Raw genomic sequence first — 22,847 nt, forward strand, 5'->3', positions numbered from 1 at the left:
GAGCACGTGCGCGATGATCATCCCGGCGCCGCCGTGCCCGGCCATGCCGGCCAGGTCGTCGTATACGAAAAGCGGGTCAGCGCATCTTTCCGCCGCGCGGCATCTTCATGCCCTTGGGCATCGGGCCCTTCGGCAGCGGCATGTTGCTCATGAGGTCGCCCATGGCACGCAGCTTGTCGTTGACCTGGGTGATCTGGGGGCCGGCCAGCACGCGCGGCAGCTTGAGCAGCGTGGTGCGCACCTTCTGGAGCGGCACCTCGCCCTCGCCCGTACCCACGATGAAGTCGTGGACCGGCACGTCCGGCATGATCCGGGCCAGCTTCTTCTTCTCGTTCGCGAGCAGGGGCTTCACGCGGTTCGGGTTGCCCTCGGCGATCAGCACGACGCCGGCCTTGCCCACGGCCCGGTGGACGATGTCCTGGTTCCGGGTCATCGCGACGGCCGGGGTGGTCGTCCAGCCCCGTCCCACGTTGTCGAGTACGGCCGCGGCCGCGCCCGGCTGTCCCTCCATCTGCCCGAAGGCAGCCCGCTCGGCCCGTCGTCCGAAGACGATCGCCATCGCGAGGAACGCCACCAGGAAGCCCAGGATGCCCAGGTAGACCGGGTGGCCGATCAGGAAGCCGATCGCGAGAAACACACCGAAGGTGACGATTCCCACGCCCGCGACGATCAGACCGACCTTCGGGTCTGCCTTGCGCGTCATCTTGTACGTCAGGGCGATCTGCTTCAGTCGCCCGGGGTTCGCAGCAGTCTCTGCGTTTGACTTCCTCGCCATACGGCGAAGTTTACGTGGCCTGCGGGGTCCGGGTCGCCGCGGCCTCAAGTACGTGTTCGGTTTCGACCCGGTCCTTGGCCCTGCGGCGGTCTTCGAGTACCGCCGTCCAGGCGTTGCGGCGGGCCCCGCTCATGAGCAGGGACTCGATGCCCCGGAAGGCGTCGGTGAAGGACGGAAGGGCGGTGGCGCGTACGGGCGCGGCCTGCATGATGTCGGTCCCTTTCACGGTGTTCACGTCGGCAGGGTGTGCGGTGCGTGCGGTGCATGCGGTGCATGCGGTGCGTGTGTGCGAAGCGTGGACCCATCGTCACTGATTGGTGTTACCAGCGCATGACCGGTCGGTCAAACGTGGCAAAACATTGACGCGGCCCGCCGGACTCTTCCAAGAAAGAGCCTAGGGGCCGCGTCGCTGCGTGTTACTGCCTAGTATGACTTTGTGCGGGACTTCACACGGTGGCGCGCTTCTCCATCGCCTGCTGGTAGAGACGGCCCGCGCGGTACGAGGACCGGACCAGCGGACCGGACATCACACCGGAGAAGCCGATGTCCTCGGCCTCCTTCGCCAGCTCCACGAACTCGGCCGGTTTCACCCAGCGCTCGACGGGGTGGTGCCGCGGCGAGGGCCGCAGGTACTGGGTGATGGTGATGAGCTCGCAGCCGGCCTCGTGCAGGTCCTTCAGGGCCTGCGTGACCTCTTCGCGCTCCTCGCCCATGCCGAGGATCAGGTTCGACTTGGTGACCAGGCCGTACGCGCGGGCGCGGGTGATCACGTCCAGCGAGCGCTCGTAGCGGAAGCCGGGGCGGATCCGCTTGAAGATCCGCGGCACGGTCTCGACATTGTGCGCGAAGACCTCGGGGCGGGAGGCGAAGACCTCCTCCAGCAGCTCCGGGACGGCGTTGAAGTCGGGGGCCAGCAGCTCGACCTTGGTGTGTCCGCTCTCGCGGGCCGCCGTCTGCTGGTGGATCTGGCGCACGGTCTCGGCGTAAAGCCAGGCTCCGCCGTCGGGCAGGTCGTCGCGGGCCACGCCCGTGATGGTGGCGTAGTTCAGGTCCATGGTGACCACGGACTCGCCGACACGGCGGGGCTCGTCCCGGTCCAGCGCCTCGGGCTTGCCCGTGTCGATCTGGCAGAAGTCACAGCGCCGGGTGCACTGGTCGCCACCGATGAGGAAGGTGGCCTCGCGGTCCTCCCAGCATTCGTAGATGTTCGGACAGCCGGCTTCCTGGCACACCGTGTGCAGTCCTTCGCCCTTCACCAGGGCCTGCATCTTGGTGTACTCGGGACCCATCTTCGCCCGGGTCTTGATCCACTCGGGCTTGCGCTCGATGGGGGTCTGGCTGTTCCGGACCTCCAGGCGCAGCATCTTGCGTCCGTCGGGTGCGACTGCGGACACGACCGGCTCCCTGTGACTTCGATTCTTCGGCGCCCACCAGGGTACGCCCGTAATTTCATACGCTCTTACGTCGGCCAACCTGCGCAGGCTCGGCCCCATTCCCCGGTCGTCAGGAGCCCACGGCCGGTTCCACTTCACGGGGCCGCAGCTCCGCGTGCTCCAGCACGTCCTTCAGGTGCCGCTCGATGACCGGCAGCACCTCCGCGATGGTGATCTCGCGTCCGAGCTCGTAGGAGAGCGAGGTCACACCGGCGTCCCGGATGCCGCAGGGCACGATCCGGTCGAACCAGGTGTTGTCGGGGTTCACGTTGATGGCGAAGCCGTGCATCGTGACGCCCTTGGCGACCCGGATGCCGATGGCGGCGAGCTTGCGGTCCTCGCGGCGCTGGCCGGCATTGGACGGGGCGTACTCGGGGCCGGCCAGGCGGGGGTCGAACTCGTCGTCGTCCGGGCGCCCCCCGTGCGGGGACGCGGTGAAGTCGAGGGACAGGCCACCGGTCTGCGGGCGCTCGTGGACGGGGTCGCCGAGCACCCAGACGCCCGAGCGGCCCTCGACGCGGGTGGTCTCCAGGCCGAAGTCGGCGGCGGTGCGGATCAGCGCCTCCTCCAGCCTGCGAACGTGTGCGACCACGTCCACCGGGCGGGGCAGTTTCATGATCGGGTAGCCGACGAGCTGCCCGGGGCCGTGCCAGGTGATCTTGCCGCCGCGGTCCACGTCGACGACCGGCGTGCCGTCGAGCGGCCGCTCACTGTCGTCGGTGCGCCGGCCCGCTGTGTAGACCGGCAGGTGCTCCAGCAGGAGGCAGGTGTCCTCGATCTCGTCGGCGAAGCGGGCGGCGTGCACCCGGCGCTGCTCTTCCCAGGCCCGGGTGTACTCGACGGATTCCGGTCCGAAGCCCAGACGCACAAACCCAAGCTCAGCCACCGCAGCGCCTCCTCGTTGAACCTGCCGTGTGCACGTATCGCACTCAGCCAAGGGTACGGCTGCCCGCGCGGGCGTCTTCAGTGCCCCGTCCCGGCTCCGCCGCAGCCTCCGGCGCGGCCTGCGGCACGGGCCCGGGAAGCTGCTTCGGCCTGCGCCTTTTCTTGGCCGGGCGGTCCGGGTCCTCGTCCGCCCGGGGCAGCCGCCGGTGCCCCTCCGAGTGGTCGTTGACCCAGCCGCAGACCCCGCACGCGTACCGCCCGTCCAGCCCCGCGATGTAGGTGCCGCAGCGCCTGCACTCCGCCTCGGTCAGTTCGGGCGCCGGCAACGGAGCTGTGGATTCTGTGTACGCGTGGGGGAGGTGTGTCGCGGGTGGCCGGCGGGTCATGGGCCGCAGCGTACGCGGGCGGAGGGGGGCGATCCGTAAAGGGCCCTACCCGTTCTGCACACGATCGGATGAATGTGGGACAGAGCGGGCGGTCCGGGCGAAGTTCGCCGCTACATTCACGCCGTTCACAGGGCCGGGACTCCGGTCCGTCACGTCAGGAGACCGTGGAGCCGATGACGGAACGACCTGCCCAGCGCGTCCCCAACCGGCAGCTCGCGGCACTGATCGCGGAAGCCGGGTTCTCCAACGCCGGGCTCGCCCGCCGCGTCGACCAGCTCGGCCTGGAGCACGGTCTCGATCTGCGGTACGACAAGACCTCGGTGACCCGGTGGCTGCGCGGGCAGCAGCCCCGCGGGACCACGCCGGCGCTGATCGCGGAGGTCTTCACCAGACGGCTCGGGCGGCGGTTGTCGGCGCAGGATCTGGGTCTGGACGCGTGCGCGCCCGTGTACGCCGGGCTGGAGTTCGCGGCCACCCCGGAGGAGGCCGTGGACATCGCGAGCGGGCTGTGGCGCAAGGACTCCGGGTCGCACGCCGAGCTGCGGAAGATCGCCTTCACCCCGGCCGGTCTGGTCGTGCCCAGCCGGGACTGGCTGATCGGGCGGGCCGACGAGCGGGTGGGCCGGGGCACGGACCTGGCCCAGGCCCGCGTCCCGTCGCAGGGCCGGACCTCGGTGCCCCGGCAGCGGCAGATCGACCGGGGGCCCGGGCAGCGGGTGACGGCCGGTGACATCGCGGCGCTGAGATCGGTGAGCGAGCTGTTCCGCACCCTGGACCACGCCTACGGCGGCGGCCACGCCCGGCAGGCGCTGGTGCGCTACCTGGAGCACGAGGCCGAGCCGATGCTGCGCGGCACCTACGGGGAGACCACCGGGCGGCGGTTGTTCTCCGCCGCCGCCGACCTGACCCGGCTCGCGGGCTGGACCTCGTACGACATCGCCGCGCACGGGCTCGCCCAGCGGTACTTCGTGCAGGCGCTGCGCCTGGCGCAGGCGGCCGGCGACCGGCCGTACGGCTCGTACGTGCTGGTCACCATGAGCCGGCAGGCGGTCTACCTCGGCCACGGCCGGGAGGCGGTGCAGCTGGCCCGGGTCGCCCAGCAGGGCGTCGGCTCCGGCCCGCCTCCGGTGGTCCAGGCGCTGCTGCACTCGGCCGAGGCGCGGGGGCACGCGGTGATGGGCGAGGTGCGGGCGGCCACGGCGTCGCTGGTACGGGCCGAGCGCTCGCTGGGGGCGGCGCGGCCGGGGGACGACGTGCCGCCCTGGGCGCGGTACTTCGACGAGGCGCAACTGGCGGACGAGTTCGCGCACTGCCACCGGGACCTGCAGCAGTTCCGGGCCTCGGCGCAGCACGCGGAGCGCTCGCTGCAGTTGCGGGCGCCCGCCTACGCGCGGTCGCGGCTGTTCTGCCGGGTGGTGCTGGCCTCGGCCCGGCTGGGGCTCGGCGAGCTGGACCAGGCCTGTGCGCTGGGCGCGGAGGCGGCGCAGCAGGCGATGGAGATGCGGTCGGTGCGCGCGGTGGAGTACGTACGGGACTTCGAGCGACGGCTGGAGCCGTACCGGGACGCCGCGGCCGTGCGGACGTACCGGGACCGGGTGGCGGCCTTGTCGTGACCCTCCGGGTCGCCGCCGGGGTCCGGCCCCGGGGCCCGCGCCCCGACCGCCGGCGGGGCCGGCCTGCTGCCCCGCCGGCGGCACCGGCACCACCGGCACCACCGGCACCACCGGCACCACCGGCACCGAGTCTCAGGCAGCCACCGGAAGCGCGGACTCCGGGGTGGCCGGGAGCGGGATGCCGAAGTCCCGCAGCACCGCGGTGGTGGCGCGGCGCGCCGAGTGCAGGGCCCCCTGGACGGTGTTCGTGTCCCGATGGTCGCCGCACACGTACAGCCCGGCCAGAACCCGCACCGGGCGCCGCGCATCGTAGGGCGGCGGCATGGCCGGGACGGCCTCCGGGGTGTGGTGGACGGCCAGGAGCTCCCAGTCCCGTGTGGCGCTCTCGTAGAGGCGGGCCAGCCGCGAGGCGACCGTGCGCGGCGGTGGCGGCGGGCCGAGCACGGTGGTGGTGACCAGGCTCCGCCCGGCCGGGGCCCGCGTCGGGTCGACCGCGCTCATCACGGCGGTGTGGGAGACGGGCCACGCGGGGTCGCCGTCCAGGAGCAGTGAGCCGTCCCACGGCAGGGGCTCGGCGGTGGCGTGGTGCAGGACGGTGACCTGGTGGAACTCCGGGACCCGTAGACCGGGCAGCAGTTCGGCGGCGGCGCGGGCGCCGGTGGCCAGCACCACGGAACGGCAGGCGAAGTCGCCGTGCTCCTCGGTGGTGACGAGGTTGGTCGCCACAGAGCGGACCCGGACGCCGGTACGCACCGTGCCGGGCGGCAGGCCCGCGGCGAGCAGGTCGGGCAGGGCCGCCGCGCCTCCCTGCGGCACCGCGAGGCGGCCACGGGCGAAGCCGCGCAGGGCCAGATCGGCCACACGGCTGGACGTCGTGAGCTCCGGGTCGCGGAGCAGGGTGGCGAGCAGGGGGCGCAGCACCCCGTTGAGGGTGCGCGGCGGCAGGCCGCGGGAGCGCTGGGCGGCGAGCGCGGTGCGTTCGGGGCGGGCGAGCAGGCGCTCCTCCGGCAGAGCGGCGAGCCGGCCGAGGGCGGCGCTGAGCCGGGCCTGGTCGAGGGAGCCGCTGGCCAGGGCGCGGGCCGGGGTGAGAGCCCCGGCGCGGAGCTGTTTGCCGTCGGTGTGGACCAGGACCCCGGGCGCGAAGGGGCGCAGGGTCAGGGCCTCCAGGCCCGGCGTGCGGGCCAGTTCCGTGTACGAGGTGTTGAGCAACTGGCCGGTCCGGTCCAGCCGGAACCCGTCGGCCGACTCGGTGGCCATCCGGCCGCCGGGGTCGTCGGCGGCTTCCAGGACGGTGACGGTGACCCCCGCTGCGATCAGGTGGTGCGCGGCCGCGAGTCCTGAGACTCCGGCTCCTACGATGACGATGTCCGCATGGTGTGCGGCGTGGTGTGCGCTGCTGAGCACGTGCCCCTCCCCGAGGTCGGCGCGGCTGTGTCTGCTCCTCCTTCCCCCAACCTGCTTCGCCGGAACCCGACTTCGCGCCGCGATTACGGTCAAGTCCGGTCGCACGGCGGTCGCATTCGGGTCACGAACGGTCGCACGGTGGTCGCACCACGCCCCCACCGATGCGCTCCGCGGCGAGGCCTCTTAGTGGTCCCCGTCGAGGGCGGCGCGGATCGCCTGCTCGATGCCCGGATCGCGGAAGACGAAGCCCGACTCCAGCAGCCGGGCCGGCCGGGCCCGCTGACTGCCCAGCACGTCCTCGGCGAACTCCCCGAGCGCGATGCGAAGGGCCAGGGCCGGTACGGGCAGCACCACGGGCCGGCGCAGCACCCGGCCCATGGCCGCCGTGACCTGGCGGTTGGTCAGCGGCTCGGGGGCGGTGAGGTTGACGGGGCCGTGGAGGGCGGGGGTGTCGATGATGTGGCGCAGGGCCGCGATCTCGTCCCGGAGGGAGATGTGCGACCAGTACTGGCGGCCGTTGCCGAGCCGGCCGCCGACGCCCGCGCGGAAGACGGGGAACAGCCGCCCCCAGGCGCCGCCCTCGCGGGCGACGACCAGGCCGGTACGGGCGAATGCCGTACGGATGCCGGCCGCGCGGGCGGGCGCTGCGGCCGCCTCCCACTCCACGCAGACCGAGGGCAGGAAGCCCTGCCCGGCCGGGGCGTCCTCATCGACGGCCCGGTCGCCGGTATCGCCGTAGTAGCCGATGGCGGAGCCGCTGACCAGGACGGCGGGCGGCTGTTCCATCCCGGCGAGGGCCTGGGCGACGGCCGCCGTCCCGAGAACCCGGCTGTCGCGGATCTCCTTCTTGTACGCGGCGGTCCACCGGCGCTCCCCGACCCCGGCCCCGGCCAGGTGCACGACGGCCCCGCAGCCGGCCAGCCCGGCCGGATCGACGTGACCGCGCGCGGGATCCCACCGGGCCTCGTCCGGGGCGGCGGCCGCCCGGCGCACGAACCGCACCACGTCGTGCCCGTCCGCGCGCAGGGACCGTACGAGGGCTTTGCCGATGAGGCCGGAAGAACCGGTGACCGCGATACGCATGCCCCCATCCTGCCGGGTCGCCTCGCGGCGGGCCGAACGACGACCGCGCGCCGGATCCCTGCGGGCAGGGCGGGCGCACTGCGCGGCGGGCCGAACGACGACCGCGCGCCGGATCCCTGCGGGCAGGGCGGGCGCACTGCGCGGCGGGCCGGGGCCGGCAGGTGGGCGAGGGATGGCAGGCGGGCGCGGGTGGCCGACGGGCGAGGGGCGGGGAGGCGGGCCGAGCGGGCCGGGCGGGGGTCAGGACGTGCCGAGCCAGGTGCCCACCGCGTAGGTGACCGACATGGCCAGGGCTCCGCCCACCACATTGCGCAGGACCGCCCGGGGGACCGGGGCCCCGCCCAGGCGGGCGCTGATCACGCCGCACAGGGTGAGGGCGGCCAGGACCGCCGCCGCGGTGACCGGGACGCGGGCGGAGGGCCCGGGGAGGGTGATCGCCAGCAGCGGGAGCAGCGCGCCCACCGTGAAGGCGAGGAGGCTGGCGAAGGCCGCGTGCCAGGGGTTGGCCAGCTCGTCCGGATTGATGCCCAGCTCGACCCGGGCGTGAGCGCGCAGCGCGTCCCGCTCCGTCAGCTCTTCGGCGGCCGCCCGAGCCAGTTCGCGGCTCAGGCCCCGGGACCTGAGGAGGGTGGTGAGTTCGTCGAGCTCCGCCTCCGGCTCCTCCGCCAGTTCCCGGCGTTCCAGGTCCAGCGCGGCCCGTTCGGAGTCCCGCTGGGAGCTGACGGAGACGTACTCCCCCGCGGCCATCGACAGCGCGCCCGCCAGCAGACCGGCGACGCCCGCCGCCAGGATGGCCGGGCGGGAGGTGGTCGCACCGGCCACGCCTACCACCAGGCCGGCGGTGGAGATGATCCCGTCATTGGCACCGAGGACACCCGCGCGCAGCCAGTTGAGCCGCGTACTGATCTGCGCGCTCTGCGGTCCGCCCGCGGCGCCGCGACCGCCGTGGGCCTCCAGGTGCGCCCGCGTCGGTATCTCCGCTTCGTCGTCCGTCACGGCACCACTGTCGCGGCCCCGGCCCCGCCCGGCCACCCGTGGGGAGGATCCGGGGTGCGGCCCGGGGTGCGCGCGCCCCGTCCCGGTACCAGGGTGGAGGGGTGAGACGCGGACGCGGGGAACCGGGCCGGCTGCGCGGGGAACCCCCGCCGCGCTGGGCCCGGATCGCGCCCGCGGTGGCCCTGGTGGTGCTCGTGCTCGCGCAGCGGGCCACGCCGGGCGTCGAGCTGGGGTTCTTCCTCGCGGGTCTGCCGCCGGTGGCCGCCTTCGCGTACGGGGCGGCCGGTACCGCGTTCTTCGCGGCGCTGGTGCTGGTACTGGTGGGGGTGCCGGAGCTCGGCATCACGCAGGCCCGCGGCTCGGACGTGGCCACGGTGGCCGCCATCGGGGTGCTGAGCGTGGTGATCGCCTGGGTCCGCCGGCGCCGGGACGCGCAGCTGGTCAGCGTACGGACGGTGGCGGAGGCGGCCCAGCTGGCCGTGCTGCCGCCGGTGCCGGGGCGGGTGGGTCCGGTGGGCTGCTCCCTTCTGTACCGGGCTGCGCAGCGCGGCACCCTGGTCGGCGGCGACCTGTACGACGTACGGGCGGGGCCGTACGGGGTGCGCGCGCTGGTCGGGGACGTGCAGGGCCACGGCCTGGACGCGGTGGCCACGGTGGCGGCGCTGCTCGGGGCCTTCCGGGAGGCCGTGCTGGACGACGCGGAGCTGGCGGCGGTGGCCGCGCGGCTGGACCGGCGGCTGCTGGCGGACTCGGCGGCGGGCCCGGTCGACCATCCGGAGCTGTTCGCGACGGCGGTGCTGCTGGAGTTCCCGCCCGGCCTGGACGTCGTACGGGTGGTGTCGTGCGGGCACCCGCCCGCCCTGCGGCTGCGCGGGGCCGCCGTCGACGAGGTGGCCGTGGAGCCGGGTCCGCCGCTCGGCCTGGGACTCGCCGGGCCGGCCCCGCCGGCGGTGGCCGAGCTGCCGGTGCGGCCCGGGGACCGGCTGCTGCTGCACACCGACGGCGTGACGGAGGCCCGGGACGCGACGGGCCACTTCTATCCCCTGGCCGCCCGCGTGCCGGTGCTCGCGCGGGACCCGGACGGCCTGGTCCAGGCGGTGTGGCGGGACCTGGTGGCCTTCACCGACGGTGGTCTGCGCGACGACGTGGCGCTGCTGCTTCTCTCCCTGGACGGCGCCTCGGGTGAGAGGCGCACGCGGGCATGACCGCCTCCCCTCATCGCCGCCTCCCCTCATCCCCGCAGCGCCGCAGCGTCCGAGGCCCTCGGGAAGCCGCTGCCGCGCCAGCTTCCCGAGGTCCCGCTGGTCCGGCTGGTCCCCTGGTCCCGCTGGTCCGGTGGACGCGATGGCGGACCGGACCGTTACGACTCAGCCGCAGTCACGGATGAAGGCGCGCACCATCTTGCAGGTGACATTGGACGGCCGGTGGATCCCCGTCCGGACGGCCATCGTCCGGATCTTCCGGTTGGTGGCGCGCTGAGCGTCATAGGTGCCCGAGTCGAGCAGGGATATCGCCAGCCGCATCGCCTTGAGGCGGCGGTTGTGGCTCTCGTACCACTCGCGGGGCAGGCCCGCCGGCAGCGGCTTCTTCTTGACGTGCTGGATGGTGGTGGCAGTGGCCATCTACAGCCTCCCAAACGGTAGTTGGCGTCCTGTCGTTCTCCCTCGATTTTACCGGCGACCACTGACAGAAGGCCCTGGCCAGACACCCTCTGGATAGGCTTGGCGCCATGGAGATCTGGATCAATCCCGCCTGTTCCAAGTGCCGCGGCGCGCTGGCCCTGCTGGACGCGGAGGGCGCCGAGTACACGGTGCGCCGCTACCTGGAGGACGTCCCCTCCGAGGACGAGATCCGCGAGGTGCTCGGCCGCCTCGGTCTGGAGCCGTGGGACATCACGCGGACGTCGGACCCCCGGGCCAAGGAGACCGGCGTAGGAGCCCTGCCGCGCGAGGAGACCGACGCGGCGCGGGGACGCTGGATCGCCCACCTGGCCGCGCATCCGAAGCTGATCCAGCGCCCCATCATCACCGCCGAGGACGGCACGGCCGTAGTGGCCCGCTCCGAGGAGGCCGTCCGCGAGGCGCTGTCCCGCAAGGGCCCGGCCTGATCAGGCCACCGCGGCGAGCCGGCGGGCGATCTCCTCGGCGCCGTCAGCGGCAGCGCGTGGTGCGAGACACCGGGCAGTACGTCGACGCGCGCGCCCGGCAGCGCCTCGCGCGCGGCCCGGAACGCGCGGCCGGCGTCGTGACAGCGGGCGTGCTCGGCGAACAGCACGTCGATCCGCGCGCCCATCAGCTCCCCCAGTGCGGCCAGGGCCGGGCGCGGCCCAGTGACCGGCCGGACGGCGGGAAAGCCGGCGGTCTCCTCCTGCAGTCGCAGCCAGGCCGGATCGAGCGCGGCCCCGCGGGTCTCCCAGGCGAGGAAGGAGCGGATCCGCTCGGGGGTCGGACGCACCAGCATGGGCAGTGCGCGCAGTACGTAGCCGGGGCGCAGCCCGGCGAAGACCTGGGTCGGATCGAGCAGCACGAGGCGGTCGAGCCGGGCGGGCCTCCGGGAGGCGTGGCGGGCGGCGTGGTGGGCGGCGTAGTTGGCGGCGATCCACGCCCCGTAAGAGTGCCCGCCGAGGGCCACCGGCCCGTGCGGGCCGAGCCCGTCGAGGACCGCGTCGAGCCAGCCGACCAGGTCCCCGGTGTTCCGGATCGCCCGCCCGGGCGCCGGGACACTGAGCCCGGGGTCCCCCACCAGGTCCACGGCGTGCACCCGATGGCCGCCGGCCGCCCCGGCGGCGGCGCAGGCACCCCACACGGTGGAGGTGGACCCGCCACCGGGCAGCAGCACCAGCGGCGGGGCGCCGGCCGGGCCGCAGCTGTTGACGCGGGTGATCCCGTACGGGGTGGGCAGGTCGACGGACTCGACGGGCCGGGGCCACCAGCCGAGCACCTCGTCGTAGGCGGTACGGAAGGAAGACGTCCGGAACATGGCCGACTCCAATGCCTCGCTAGGCGATAATCTCGCTCAGCGAGAGACATTAGGCGGGAGGCGATGTGGACGACAAGCAGGAATCCCACAATCCGGAAGAGCCCGAGAACCTGGAACTGGTGCACCTGCTGCGGGCGGTGACCGTCGAGTTCGGCCTGCGCCAGGCGGAGTTCGCCGCCGGCAACGGCATGCACCCCACCGACGTACGGGCCCTGATCTGCCTGCTGGACGCGGCCCGCGCGGACGAGCCGGCCACGGCGGGCCTGCTCGGTGCCCGGCTCGGCCTCAACTCGGCGGGCACCACCGCCGTGATCGACCGGCTGGAGCGGCTCGGCCACGTGGCACGCTTCCGCGACGACCGCGACCGGCGCCGGATCCTGCTGCGCGTGGCGCCGGAGGCGATCCGCCTGGGCCGGGAGTTCTTCGGGCCGCTGATCGACGGGGTGCTCCGGGTGGTGGACGCCTTCGACCCCGCCGAACGGGACACCGTCCGCCGCTTCCTGACGGCCACCCACGCCGTCCTCGCACCGGAGCCGCGCCCATGACCACCCCCGGCTCGGGCTCCGACCTGCACCTGGACCTCCCCGCCGAGGGCGCCCGGCGGACCGCGCTCGCGCAAGCCCTGCGGGGTGCCGTGCGCAGCGGTCGGCTCGCCGGCGGGACCCGGCTGCCGCCCTACCGGGCCTTGGCCGCCGACCTGGGGCTGGCCCGAAACGCCGTCGCCGACGCGTACGCCGAGCTGGTCGCCGAGGGCTGGTTCACCGCCCGGCAAGGGTCCGGGACGCGGGTCGCCGAGGGGGCGGCGACCGCGGCCGTGCGGGCCGCCGCGGCCGGGCCCGCCCCCAAGGGGCCCCGCCACGACCTGCTCCAGGGCAAGCCGGACCCCGCCTCCTTCCCGCGCGGCCCGTGGGCCGCCAGTACCCGGCGCGCCCTGTCCGAGGCGCCCACCGAGGCCTTCGGGCCCGGCGATCCGCGGGGCCGCCCGGAGCTGCGACGGGCGCTGGCCGCGTACTTGTCCCGGGCGCGGGGCGTGCGTACGGGCCCGGAGAACATCGTGATCTGCTCCGGCTTCGCCAACGGCCTGCGGCTCCTGGCCTCCGTACGGCCGCGGGACTGGGCCGTCGAGGCGTACGGGCTCCCCTTCCACCACGCCATCCTCGAAGCGGCCGGGGTCCGCCCGCACGCCGTCGCCGTCGACGAGGACGGTGCCCGGACCGGGGAACTCCCCTCGCCGACCCGGACGTTGATGCTCACACCGGCTCACCAGTTCCCGACCGGCGGCCGGCTGCTGCCGGGGCGGCGCGCCGCCGCCGTGGAGTGGGCCCGTACGACGGGCGGCGTGATCGTGGAAGACGACTACGACGGGGAGTTCCGCTACGACCGCAAGCCGGTCGGCGCCGTGCAGGGCCTGGCGCCCGAGCACGTCGTGTACGCGGGCTCGCTCAGCAAGAGCCTCTCCCCCGCGATCCGCCTCGGCTGGATGGTCCTGCCGGACCACCTGATCGGCCCGGTCCTGGAGGCGAAAGGCCTGCGGGAGTCCTGGGCGAGCGCGCTGGACCAGCTGGCACTGGCCGACTTCATCGAGTGCGGTGCCTACGACCGCCATGTCCGCCGGATGCGCAGGCGCTACCGGGACCGCCGCGACCAGCTGGTCTCCGTACTGGCGGCGCGCGCCCCGCAGGTCCGGCTGACCGGCATCTCCGCCGGGCTCCACGCCGTGGTGGAGCTCCCGCCGGGTACGGAGGCCCCCGCCCTGGCCGCCGCCCACGCCGCGGGCCTCGCGTTGGACGGCCTCTCGGGCTACCAGCACCCCGCCGACCCGGACCCGCCGCACGAGGGGCTGGTGGTCGGGTACGCGGCCCCGCCGGACGCGGCGTTCACACGGGCTTTGGAGGCGTTGGTGGAGGTGGTCCGCCGGGTGGGCCCGTAGGGCGGCCGTCCCCAGCGCGCACTGCGCCCGCAGCTCGCCCTCGGCGGGGTGTAAGGCTGTACGGCGCAACGAGCGGCCGATGAGCGCGGCGCCTCACTCCGCTCACTCCGCCGGGAGCTGCGCCTGCGCCTGCGCCAGGATCTCCGTCAGCCGGGCCCCGAACTCCGCCCCGCGCGGGTCCGCCGCCCCCGTCCGGGCCGCGGTGAGCAGCGCGTCGAGGGCGCGCCCGTAGGCACCGGGCACGTCGCTCCAGCCGGGCAGTGCGAAGACGCCCTCGGCGCCGCGCAGCTCCAGTCCGACTCCGGCGGCCGCCTGCGGGGCGCCCAGGCTGAGCACGGCGGTGCTGGCCGCGCCGGAGGCGTGGCGCAGCGCCAGCTGGACCACGTCGGCGGGGCCGCGGGTGGCGCTGACGGAGGTGACGTCGCCGAGGATCGGGATCAGGACGGACAGGGCGTGCGGGCCGACGTCCCACAGCCCGCCCTTGGCCTTGCGCCAGGGCGAATCGCCGTACGGGCTGGGTGCGCCGTCGGGCGGGAAGACGGCGCCGAGCCAGTGGGCGGCCGCGGTGAACCAGCCCGGGCGTCCGGCCTGTTCCGCGACCCAGCCGGCGGTGGGCTCGGCGAAGCGGAGCGTGAGGAAGACGACGGAGGCGACCTGGTGCCGCGCCACCGCGTCGGCGAGGGCCCGCGCGTCCTCGACGGTCGTCGCGACGGGTTTGTCGAGCAGCAGGTGGCAGCCGGCGGCGGCCGCGCGCACGGCGAGCGGAGCCTGTACGTCCGGCGGCAGGGCGAAGGCCACGGCGTCACAGTCGGCGAAGAGCGCGTCGGGGTCTTCGTACACCTTTACGCCGTACGTGTCCGCCAGCTCGGCCGCGGCTTCGGGCCGGCGGCCCCACACTCCGGCGAAGTCGGAGCCGGAGTGCGCGGCGAGGGCGGGAGCATGGGTGCGGTGGGCCCAGGGGCCCGTGCCCATCAGCCCCACCCGGGGGCGGGGACCTGCGGGTACCCGGCCGACGGCGCTCTCCGCGGCACCTGCGGCAGGGGTCGGGCCGGCGGGATTCACATCGGATGAAATGCTCACCGGCCCAGTCTGCCCCACCGGGACGGGGGCGCTGCCACCAACCCGCACCACCCACCCGGCCTGCGGCGCACACCTCGGTAACACGGGGTTCACACACGGGCAACGGAAGAGAAATGGCGGGCAGGCACGCTGCGGTCATCACCCAAGCGAGCAGCAGCGACCAGCAGCACCCGCAGAGTCTGAGGATGGGGCCCGTGAGCTACAAGGCTGAGTACATCTGGATCGACGGCACCGAGCCGACGGCGAAGCTTCGCTCCAAGACCAGGATCCTGGCGGACGGGGACGCGCTGCCCATCTGGGGCTTCGACGGATCGAGCACCAACCAGGCCGAGGGCCACGCCTCCGACCGCGTGCTGCAGCCGGTCTTCTCGTGCCCCGACCCGATCCGCGGCGGCGACAACCTCCTCGTGCTGTGCGAGGTCATGAACATCGACATGACCCCGCACGAGTCGAACACCCGCGCACTGCTGCGTCCGGTCGCCGAGAAGTTCGCCGCGCAGGAGCCGATCTTCGGCATCGAGCAGGAGTACACCTTCTTCGACGGCACCCGCCCGCTCGGCTTCCCGGTGAACGGCTTCCCGGCCGCCCAGGGCGGCTACTACTGCGGTGTCGGCGCGGACGAGATCTTCGGCCGCGAGATCGTCGAGAAGCACCTGGACCACTGCCTCGCGGCGGGCCTGAGCATCTCCGGCATCAACGCCGAGGTCATGCCCGGCCAGTGGGAGTTCCAGGTCGGCCCCGTCGGGCCGCTGGAGGTCTCCGACCAGCTGTGGATCGCGCGCTGGCTGCTCTACCGCACCGCCGAGGACTTCAACGTATCGGCGACGCTGAACCCGAAGCCGGTGAAGGGCGACTGGAACGGCGCGGGCGCGCACACCAACTTCTCCACGAAGGCGATGCGCGAGGACTACCGCGCGATCATCTCCGCGTGCGAGGCGCTGGGCGAGGGCTCGAAGCCGCTGGACCACGTGAAGAACTACGGCGCCGGCATCGACGAGCGCCTGACGGGTCTGCACGAGACGGCCCCCTGGAACGAGTTCAGCTACGGCGTCTCGGACCGCGGCGCGTCGGTCCGCATCCCGTGGCAGGTGGAGAAGGACGGCAAGGGCTACATCGAGGACCGCCGCCCGAACGCGAACGTGGACCCCTACGTGGTGACCCGCCTCATCACGGACACCTGCTGCGCGGGCCTGGAGAAGGACGGCCTGGTCTGAGACCCGCGCCGCCGACGGGCCCACCCACCCCAGGGGGCCCACCCGCCTGACCCGACGCCCGCCGCGCCCTTGAGGCACGGCGGGCGTTGTCGTTGCCTCGCGGCGGTCCCGCGCGCCGGAAACAGGGGCGGACGCCCCGGCCGTTGGGTCCGTTCGGGACGGATGGGGGGCACCTGGGCCGGACTATGAGATGCGGATCCATCAGATGAGACGCGGTCTGCCCCCGGGCGGAGGACATCTGCTTGAATGACCGCATGGCCAGCCTTCCGCACACCTCGACCGGTCGCAGCGACCTCGAGCCGTTCTGGCCGTCCCGTCAGGATCACGATTTCGACCGGGTGTGTTGCCGCGCGAAGAACGCGCCGGCCCTCTAAAGCCTCCTGGATCTCCCACCGGACCTTCCCCGAGGCCTTCGGTCCGCGCGGTACGACGACGTACGTACGTCTCCTGCCGACCACTTCGCGTGAAAGAGCTGACCACTCATGGCCCACACCCGTCCCCTGACCTCTGCCGCCTCCGCCGCGACCGCCTCGACCGTCCCTCCGTCCTTCCCGTCCGGTCCGCGCCACCGGCTCCGAGCCGTGGACCGGGACGAGGTGGCCCGCGTGGTGGACCTCCTCCCGCCCGGCGCCACCTGGCTGCCCGCTCCCGCGCACACCCTTCCGGCGCTGCCGGGCCGGCCGCCGATGGTCGGCTACCTGCTCCTCGTACCGGCCGACCAGCAGCCGCCGGTCGCCGCCGCACCGCAGGCCGTCCCCGCCCCGGCCCTCCCCGCCCCGCGGGCGGCCGGGGACCCGGCCGCCCCTGGTGACGCCCTGGTCCGCATCGACGCGGCGCGGCGCACCGCCGAGGTCGACGGAGAGGTACTCGACCTCACCTACCTGGAGTTCGAGCTGCTGGCCCACCTGGTGGCGCACCCGTACCGGGTGCACAGCCGGGACCAGCTGGTGAGCACCGTGTGGGGCTACGGGCACGTCGGAGACGGCCGGACCGTGGACGTCCACATCGCCCGCCTGCGCCGCAAGCTGGGCGCCGCCCACCGCGGCGCGATCCAGACCGTGCGCCGGGTGGGCTACAAGTACGCGCCCTGACCGGTTCGCCGGCCCGCGCGTGGGCCCGTACTCCCGCTCCGGGAGTACGGGCCCACCCGGGCTACGCCGCCTCGGTGCGGCGGCGGGCCACCAGGCCGAGCAGCGCGTCGACCACGAGGAACACGAGCAGGCTGATCCCGAGCATCGGCAGGAACCAGCCGGCCACGGCGGTCACCGCGGCCATCGGCAGCAGCACCGTCACCGGCAGCTTCCGCCAGGCGCCGCGCGGCCGCACGCGGCCGACGGACAGCTTCCGCTCCTTGGTGGGACGGCGCAGCCACCACATCCGGTAGCCCCAGACCACGAGGAACATCACCGCGACGGCGAGCGCGGCCAGCGCGAGCTGGTTGGCGAGCCCGAAGGTCTGCCCCATGTGCAGGTCGATGCCGAAGCGCGTGAGCTGGGCGAGCAACGGGTAGTCGGCAAAGCGCAGTTCGTCCATGACCCGGCCGTCGGCGGGATCGACGGCGACGGCGTCCAGGTGCACGGGGACCTGCTTGTCCTTCTCCTTGACCACGTACCCCTTGCCCTCGGCCGGGAGCGTCACCTGGAGGTGCTCGGTGACGCCGGCCGCCCGGGCGGCGGCGACGGCCCGGTCGATGCCGATGTCGGCGCTGGGCGCGACGGGCGCCGGGGGCGGCATCTCCATACCCTCGGGCATGAGGTGCCCGGCGTGCTCCCCGGCCCCGCCCCCGGCGGCGCCGTCGTTCACCGACGCGGAGACGGAGGGCGTGGCCCCGCCGAGGCGGTCCTGGAGCTGCCCGATGTTCTCGCCCGCGTACCGCGACCAGGTCAGGCCGGTGGCTGACAGGGCGACGAGTCCGGCCACGGCCCAGAGTCCGACGGCCCCGTGCCAGGACAGGGTCCGGCGCCGGCCGGTGGCCTTGCGGTCCGGGAGGACGAGCCGCGACTTCCGCGTACGGCGGCGGCCGATCCAGAGGGCGAGCCCGCCCAGCGCGACCACCCACAGCCAGCTCGCGGCGAGTTCGCTGTAGTGGCGGCCGAACTCGCCGAGCTGGAGGCTGGAGTGGAACTCGCTCAGCCAGGCCCGCAGCGGCAGCGCGTCGCCGACGGTGGCGAGCTGCCCGCGCACGTCGGCCGTATACGGGTCGACGAACACGGTGAGGGTCTCACCCTCGGCCAGCCCCGGGCTCTCCATGATCACACGGGTGGTGGCCTCCGCGTCGGGCGCGGGCCACACGGACACGACCTCGCCCCGGGGCGCGGCGCCCTTCGCCGCCTCGACCTGGGCACTGAGCGGCAGCGGGCTGCCGTTGGCCCGGGCGACGGTCAGTTCGTCGGCGTAGACGATCGCCTCGGCCTGCCACGAGGCGGCGTACAGCAGCCCGGTGGCGGCGGCGGCGAACAGCAGCGGGGCGATCAGCAGGCCCGCGTAGAAGTGCAGGCGCAGGAGCAGTGGCCGCAGGGCGGCCAGGCTCCCGCTGCGGGTCGTGGGTATGTCGGCGTCCGCGGTGCGGACGTCCGGAACCTCGTCAAGAGACATGCGGATCCTAGGTGTTGGCGAAGACATGGGGGATCGGCCCCGGGTCTCGCCTCTCACCTCGCGCCTCTCGCGTTCGCGACTCAGGCGGGGGCAGGACGGCCGGGGGCCGTGGCTCGGAGAACGCGCGGAGCAGGCGGACCGCGGCGCACCACGGCATGGGCGGGTACGGCACCGCGCAGGCGGCGCGGCCGTCCGCGCGGGGGGCGCTTCACGGACACGGCCGGCGGCACCGCGACGGCCACCCGCGCCCGTACCAGGGCGAGCGCGCGGGAGAGCGGCCGGGCGGCCAGCAGCGCCGCGGATCCCAGGACCCCGGCCAGCCGGAAGACGGAGGCCTCGCCCCATGCCAGCCAGGCGGCGCAGAACAGTGCGGCGAGCACGTGCGCGATGATCATCCCGGCGCCGCCGTGCCCGGCCATGCCGGCCAGGTCGGCCAGCTCTGCCATGCCGGGCAGATCGGGCAGGTCAGTCAGATCGGCCAGCTCGACCCGGTCCGCCGCACCCGCCATGTCCGCCGGCCCCGGCACCCCCGGGGCTTCGGCGGCGGTCGGGCCCGTGTCCGTGCCCGGCATGTCCGTGCCCGGCATGTCCGTGCCCGGCATGTCCGTGCCCGGCATGTGGTGGTGCCCGTGCATCGGCTCCGGCGCGTGCCCGGCCGCAGGCGCGTGCCCGGACTGCGCCGCCCGGCTGCCCGAGAAGACCAGGTGCAGCGCGCCTTGCACGCCGAGCAGGGTCACCGTGATCCCGACCGGGCCCCGGCGCCGCCCGGCGCCGAGCCATGCGAGCGCGCCGGTCACGGCGAAGGCTCCCAGAAGCCCCGCGAACGGAATATCCGTCCCGGACATGGAGGAATGCCCCATCGCACCCAAAGCGACACACACCGCCGCGAACGTCGCGGCCCGTGCGGCGCGCATCGGCGCGGGGTTGTCGGACATGGCGGGAGCCATGCTCCCACGGGGCCCGGTGATGCCCGCCCCGGGGCCGTACCCGATCATGTGCGAGTGAAGCCATTGCCACTGGGAGCGGTGTACGCCGGCGGAGTCCAGCTCGGGGCGTACGTCCTGGAGCGGATGGGCGCGCCAGAGCGGGAGCAGGTGCTGCTGGGCTGCTCGACGAATGTCGACAATCTCGCCGCCGGGCGCTGGGAGACGCTGCTGAGCAGCGCCTTCGTCGTCGAGGAGCCCATGCCCCTGCCCTACGCGCTGCTGCTGGTCGCGGTCCTGGGATACGCCGAGTACGCGTACGGGGCCTGGTGGGCGGCGGGCGTGTTCCTCCTCGGCCACGCCACGGCGACGCTCCTGGTCTACGGCGCCCTGCGCGGGACGGCGGATCCGCTGACCCGCCGGGCCCTGGACGTGGGGACCAGCTACGGATTCAACGCCGTGCTCGGCGCGCTGACCTCGGCGCTGCCCCGCGGGCCGGTCCGCACGGCCGCCCGGGTGGGCCTGCTGGCCCTGGCGGCGGCCCCGGTGGCCATGCGCGCACGCACCTTCACCGACGCCGGGCATCTGGCGGCGCTGGGCATCGGCATCGCGGTCTCGCTGGCCGCCGATTGCCTTTCCGGGACGAACCGGCAGAAAATTGCATGACGCCGCCGAATGACACGAGTAACTCGCACACCACGGGAGCCACCACGATGTCCGCCACCCCCTCCACCACCGTCGCCAACCTCCGCGACCTCGGCGGCACCCCCCTCTCCGGCGGCCGCACCGTCCGTCCCGGCCTGGTCCTGCGCTCGGGCCAGCTCGACCGGCTCGACCTCGACGCCGATCCGGTCGTGGCCGCGCTGGGTCTTCGTACCGTCATCGACTTCCGCACCGACGCCGAGCGCGCCGACCACCCCAACCGGCTTCCGGCCGACGTCCGGACCCTGGTCGGCGACGTCCTCGCGGACAAGCTGAACTCCGCCGAGAAGCCCGCCGCCGTCCAGCTCAAGGACCTGCTGTCCGACCCGGTGGTCGCCGAGGAGCACCTGGGCGGCGGCAAGGCGCAGGCACTGTTCGCCGACACCTACCGGGCCTTCGTCAACTCCGGTTCCGCCCAGGCCGCGTACCGGACCCTGCTCACCGCGCTCGCCGACCCCGAGGCCGGCCCCCTGCTCTTCCACTGCACGGCCGGCAAGGACCGTACGGGCTGGGGCGCGACCATCGTCCTGGCGCTGCTCGGCGCGGACGACGAGACGCTCATGGCCGAGTACCTCTCCGTCAACCCGGCGGTCAAGCAGGCCTTCGCCCCGCTCATCGAGGGCTTCACGGCGGCCGGCGGCGACCCGGACATCGCACTCGCGCTGATCGGCGTCTTCCCGTCGTACCTGGAGGCCGCGCTGGGCGAGGTCGAGACCCGCTACGGCTCCATGGAGAAGTACGTGCGCGAGGGCCTCGGCGTCGACGACGAGACGGTCGCGGCGCTGCGCACCCGCCTGGTGGCCTGACCGCGGCGACGGCCCCCGCACGGCTTTTTGACCCGAACGTGTGGACTGCGGGCGGGTGACCATCCGACCATTCGCTCGTTCTGCTGAACGTGACTGCGCCGGATACCGCCAACCGCCCCCTGTCTCCCGATGTCGAGCAGGCCGAGGCCGCCATCGTCGAGCACTACCCGCGGCTGGTGCGGCTCGCCTACCTGGTGCTGCCGCCCGCCCTCGGCCGCAACCGCCGTGTGCTCACCGCCCATTCGCTCGTTCAGCGGGCACTGCCGCGCGGGCGCCGGGATGCCGCCGCCTCCGTGCGGGGCGGGGTCCCGGGCCAGCGCGGGCCGGGCTCCGGAGCCGGTTACGCGTACGTCCGGCTGCGGGTGCTGCGCGCCGCCCTGGAGGCCGGGATCCCGCTGACCTTCCGCGCCCTGCCCCGGCGTGCGCAGCTGCCGCCGGCGCTCCCCCAGGTGTGGGGGCTGCGGCTGTTCCCGCGCTCCGGCGGGGCCGAGGAGCTGGCGCTCGACCAGTGGCTGGCCACCCTCGACGGGCCCGGCCGCGCCGCATGTGTGCTGCGGGCCCTGGAGCGGCTGCCCGAACCCGAGGTGCTCCGCGTACTCACCGAGGCCGGGGTCGCGGATCCCGCCGCCGCGGTCGCGGAGTCGGGGGACCCGGCGAACGACACCCTCTTCGCCTCCCCCGAGTTCGACCCGTGCGTGCTCCAGGCCCGGCCCACCGACCTGCTGCGCCGGCGCCGCTTCGCGCGGGCCGCCCTCGCCGCCGGCGCCGCCCTCGCCGTCTGCGGGGCGCTGCTCGCGCTGCCGGGCGGCGGCTGGGGCGCGGACGGCGCCGCCGCGCCGCCGTACTCCCGCAACGCCGCGGCCGAACAGGCCCTCGACCCCGCGAAGCTGCTGCGCGCCGCGCCCACGGTCTGGCGTACGTCCTCCCGTACGGACTTCTCCTCCTGGCCCGCCCGCGGCGACCGGGCCGACGACGCCGCACTCCTGCGCCGGGCGCTGGCCGTCTGGGCGCGCCCCGGCTCCTCCGTGGTCGTCTCGGCCACCCCCGGCACCCCCGCCGGACCGCCGATGGGCCCGCCGCAGCTGCTGTTCGCGGGCGCCGTCGACCAGGCCGTCGTGGTACTGCTGTACGACGGCCTGCGCGTGGTCCGCTACGCCGAACCGCGCGCCGGGACCACCGGCGCCGCCCTCGACTTCGCCCGGACCGACGGCGCTTCGGCGGACACCGCGACCGCTCTGGTGCTCAGCCGGGTCGACGGCAACGTCCGCTACCTCACCGCGCCCTGGGTCACCGGCGCGGCCCTGCGGGACCTGCTCAAGCCCGGCGACGCCGCCGTACCGCTGAAGACGGGCCCGGACGGGGTCACCCCGCCGGTGGCGAGCCCCGCCCCGGCGGGCAACTGCACCAGCTGGAACGCCCTGGCCCTCACCGGTGACGGCGCCACCCGCCTGATCACCGACCTCGGCGAACTGACCCCGGCCCGTCTGACCTCGGGCGCGCCGGGCGCCGAGCGCGACGTGACGGAGACGGCGGAGCTCGGCGACTGGTCGAAGACCGCCTGCCTGCTGCCCTCGGTCCGCTCGCACGGGGTGCGCACGGTCAACGCCTGGACGTACGCGAAGCAGCCGCTGCCCGAGGGCGACGGCACGGCGACCTGGCTGTGCACGCGGGCCGAGACCTGGCAGGGCACGGCGGACCGGGTGCAGGCGCAGTTCCTGGCCCCGGGTGCCCCGTTGGCGGCGCAGGCCGCCAAGTCGGAGGGGTCGGCGGCGTGCGGGCCGCGGGAGCCGCGGGTGCTGGCGGGCGTGCTGTGGAAGTCGCGCGGGGGCCAGTGGTACGTCCTGGCGGCGGGCAGTGCGCAGTTCGCCTCGCTGTCGGTCTCGGGCGGCGGGGTGAGCGGTTCCGCGAACGGCAACCGGCTGGCGGTCAAGGCCCCGGCCGGCGCGCAGGTCGACCTGTCGGGCAAGCTGACGGACGGCACGAAGGCGGGGGTTCTGCGCTAGCCCCTGTCCAGCGAAGGCGGCGCGGTCGGCGGAAGGAAGT

Annotated in this window: 22 protein-coding genes and 1 pseudogene; 10 read left to right on the forward strand and 13 right to left on the reverse strand. The window is 74.4% G+C overall.

Translation table 11 applies throughout. The features are described from left to right. Positions 1 to 76 precede the first annotated feature (76 nt). From ABZX75_RS00005 to ABZX75_RS00025, 5 genes are all read right to left on the reverse strand, one after another. Positions 77 to 775, reverse strand: a complete 699-nt coding sequence (locus ABZX75_RS00005; RefSeq protein WP_355406084.1) for a DUF4191 domain-containing protein — start codon at positions 773 to 775, stop codon at positions 77 to 79. A gap of 10 nt (positions 776 to 785) precedes the next feature. After that, positions 786 to 983, reverse strand: coding sequence for a hypothetical protein (locus tag ABZX75_RS00010; RefSeq protein ID WP_355406978.1), 198 nt, complete (start codon positions 981 to 983; stop codon positions 786 to 788). Between the two features lie 238 nt (positions 984 to 1,221). Continuing rightward, on the reverse strand, positions 1,222 to 2,169 hold the full coding sequence (gene lipA / locus ABZX75_RS00015; RefSeq protein ID WP_355406086.1) for a lipoyl synthase: 948 nt from the start codon (positions 2,167 to 2,169) through the stop codon (positions 1,222 to 1,224). A gap of 109 nt (positions 2,170 to 2,278) precedes the next feature. Next, positions 2,279 to 3,094, reverse strand: coding sequence for a lipoyl(octanoyl) transferase LipB (gene lipB / locus ABZX75_RS00020; RefSeq protein WP_355406088.1), 816 nt, complete (start codon positions 3,092 to 3,094; stop codon positions 2,279 to 2,281). Between the two features lie 43 nt (positions 3,095 to 3,137). Beyond that, on the reverse strand, positions 3,138 to 3,479 hold the full coding sequence (locus ABZX75_RS00025; RefSeq protein ID WP_355406090.1) for a hypothetical protein: 342 nt from the start codon (positions 3,477 to 3,479) through the stop codon (positions 3,138 to 3,140). A gap of 173 nt (positions 3,480 to 3,652) precedes the next feature. Between ABZX75_RS00025 and ABZX75_RS00030 the strand changes: the two genes are divergently transcribed. Beyond that, positions 3,653 to 5,092: a regulator gene (locus ABZX75_RS00030; RefSeq protein WP_355406092.1), complete on the forward strand. Its 1,440-nt coding sequence runs from the start codon at positions 3,653 to 3,655 to the stop codon at positions 5,090 to 5,092. A gap of 132 nt (positions 5,093 to 5,224) precedes the next feature. On the opposite strand, the gene ABZX75_RS00035 is transcribed toward ABZX75_RS00030, so the two are convergent. The 3 genes from ABZX75_RS00035 to ABZX75_RS00045 all read right to left on the reverse strand — a co-directional run bounded on the left by ABZX75_RS00035 (position 5,225) and on the right by ABZX75_RS00045 (position 8,485). Further along, positions 5,225 to 6,496: an FAD-dependent oxidoreductase gene (locus tag ABZX75_RS00035; RefSeq protein ID WP_355406094.1), complete on the reverse strand. Its 1,272-nt coding sequence runs from the start codon at positions 6,494 to 6,496 to the stop codon at positions 5,225 to 5,227. A gap of 183 nt (positions 6,497 to 6,679) precedes the next feature. Beyond that, the gene (locus ABZX75_RS00040) at positions 6,680 to 7,579 is read right to left on the reverse strand and encodes a TIGR01777 family oxidoreductase (RefSeq protein WP_355406096.1); all 900 of its coding nucleotides are present in this window, start codon (positions 7,577 to 7,579) and stop codon (positions 6,680 to 6,682) included. A 240-nt stretch (positions 7,580 to 7,819) separates the two neighbouring features. Continuing rightward, positions 7,820 to 8,485: a VIT family protein gene (locus ABZX75_RS00045; RefSeq protein ID WP_355406980.1), complete on the reverse strand. Its 666-nt coding sequence runs from the start codon at positions 8,483 to 8,485 to the stop codon at positions 7,820 to 7,822. Positions 8,486 to 8,676: 191 nt separating this feature from the next. On the opposite strand from ABZX75_RS00045, the gene ABZX75_RS00050 reads away from it, so the two are divergent. After that, positions 8,677 to 9,780: a PP2C family protein-serine/threonine phosphatase gene (locus tag ABZX75_RS00050; RefSeq protein WP_355406098.1), complete on the forward strand. Its 1,104-nt coding sequence runs from the start codon at positions 8,677 to 8,679 to the stop codon at positions 9,778 to 9,780. 162 nt (positions 9,781 to 9,942) lie between these two features. Here the strand turns inward: ABZX75_RS00050 and ABZX75_RS00055 are convergent, their stop codons facing one another. Continuing rightward, the gene (locus tag ABZX75_RS00055) at positions 9,943 to 10,197 is read right to left on the reverse strand and encodes a hypothetical protein (RefSeq protein WP_355406100.1); all 255 of its coding nucleotides are present in this window, start codon (positions 10,195 to 10,197) and stop codon (positions 9,943 to 9,945) included. A 107-nt stretch (positions 10,198 to 10,304) separates the two neighbouring features. On the opposite strand from ABZX75_RS00055, the gene ABZX75_RS00060 reads away from it, so the two are divergent. Beyond that, entirely contained in the window at positions 10,305 to 10,682 is a 378-nt protein-coding gene (locus tag ABZX75_RS00060) for an ArsC/Spx/MgsR family protein (protein ID WP_355406102.1), read from the forward strand. 92 nt (positions 10,683 to 10,774) lie between these two features. Here ABZX75_RS00060 and ABZX75_RS00065 read toward each other — a convergent pair. Continuing rightward, a pseudogene (locus ABZX75_RS00065) lies at positions 10,775 to 11,554 on the reverse strand (alpha/beta hydrolase); the annotation flags it as partial. A gap of 65 nt (positions 11,555 to 11,619) precedes the next feature. Between ABZX75_RS00065 and ABZX75_RS00070 the strand changes: the two are divergent. Next, positions 11,620 to 12,099, forward strand: a complete 480-nt coding sequence (locus ABZX75_RS00070; RefSeq protein ID WP_355406104.1) for a MarR family transcriptional regulator — start codon at positions 11,620 to 11,622, stop codon at positions 12,097 to 12,099. Then, entirely contained in the window at positions 12,096 to 13,484 is a 1,389-nt protein-coding gene (locus ABZX75_RS00075) for a PLP-dependent aminotransferase family protein (RefSeq protein ID WP_355406106.1), read from the forward strand. Before ABZX75_RS00070 ends, ABZX75_RS00075 begins: the two co-directional genes overlap by 4 nt. A 102-nt stretch (positions 13,485 to 13,586) precedes the next feature. Here ABZX75_RS00075 and ABZX75_RS00080 read toward each other — a convergent pair whose 3' ends face one another. Continuing rightward, the gene (locus ABZX75_RS00080; RefSeq protein WP_355406982.1) at positions 13,587 to 14,456 is read right to left on the reverse strand and encodes a Gfo/Idh/MocA family oxidoreductase; all 870 of its coding nucleotides are present in this window, start codon (positions 14,454 to 14,456) and stop codon (positions 13,587 to 13,589) included. 302 nt (positions 14,457 to 14,758) lie between these two features. On the opposite strand from ABZX75_RS00080, the gene glnII reads away from it, so the two are divergent. Continuing rightward, positions 14,759 to 15,778, forward strand: coding sequence for a glutamine synthetase (gene glnII / locus ABZX75_RS00085; protein WP_355406108.1), 1,020 nt, complete (start codon positions 14,759 to 14,761; stop codon positions 15,776 to 15,778). A 482-nt stretch (positions 15,779 to 16,260) separates the two neighbouring features. Next, the gene (locus tag ABZX75_RS00090; protein WP_355406110.1) at positions 16,261 to 16,869 is read left to right on the forward strand and encodes a winged helix-turn-helix domain-containing protein; all 609 of its coding nucleotides are present in this window, start codon (positions 16,261 to 16,263) and stop codon (positions 16,867 to 16,869) included. A 61-nt stretch (positions 16,870 to 16,930) separates the two neighbouring features. On the opposite strand, the gene ABZX75_RS00095 is transcribed toward ABZX75_RS00090, so the two are convergent. Beyond that, the gene (locus ABZX75_RS00095) at positions 16,931 to 18,373 is read right to left on the reverse strand and encodes a PepSY domain-containing protein (RefSeq protein ID WP_355406112.1); all 1,443 of its coding nucleotides are present in this window, start codon (positions 18,371 to 18,373) and stop codon (positions 16,931 to 16,933) included. An 80-nt stretch (positions 18,374 to 18,453) separates the two neighbouring features. Then, positions 18,454 to 19,308, reverse strand: coding sequence for a hypothetical protein (locus ABZX75_RS00100; RefSeq protein WP_355406114.1), 855 nt, complete (start codon positions 19,306 to 19,308; stop codon positions 18,454 to 18,456). Between the two features lie 66 nt (positions 19,309 to 19,374). On the opposite strand from ABZX75_RS00100, the gene ABZX75_RS00105 reads away from it, so the two are divergent. The 3 genes from ABZX75_RS00105 to ABZX75_RS00115 all read left to right on the forward strand — a co-directional run bounded on the left by ABZX75_RS00105 (position 19,375) and on the right by ABZX75_RS00115 (position 22,807). Then, the gene (locus ABZX75_RS00105) at positions 19,375 to 19,962 is read left to right on the forward strand and encodes a rhomboid-like protein (RefSeq protein ID WP_355406116.1); all 588 of its coding nucleotides are present in this window, start codon (positions 19,375 to 19,377) and stop codon (positions 19,960 to 19,962) included. Positions 19,963 to 20,009: 47 nt separating this feature from the next. Further along, a complete protein-coding gene (locus ABZX75_RS00110) occupies positions 20,010 to 20,804 on the forward strand; it encodes a tyrosine-protein phosphatase (protein ID WP_355406117.1) in 795 nt (264 codons plus the stop codon). An 80-nt stretch (positions 20,805 to 20,884) separates the two neighbouring features. Further along, positions 20,885 to 22,807: a hypothetical protein gene (locus ABZX75_RS00115; protein WP_355406984.1), complete on the forward strand. Its 1,923-nt coding sequence runs from the start codon at positions 20,885 to 20,887 to the stop codon at positions 22,805 to 22,807. The last annotated feature ends 40 nt before the right edge of the window (positions 22,808 to 22,847 follow it).

It is taken from the genome of Streptomyces sp. NPDC003038 (genome assembly GCF_040611115.1).
GTDB lineage: Bacteria > Actinomycetota > Actinomycetes > Streptomycetales > Streptomycetaceae > Streptomyces.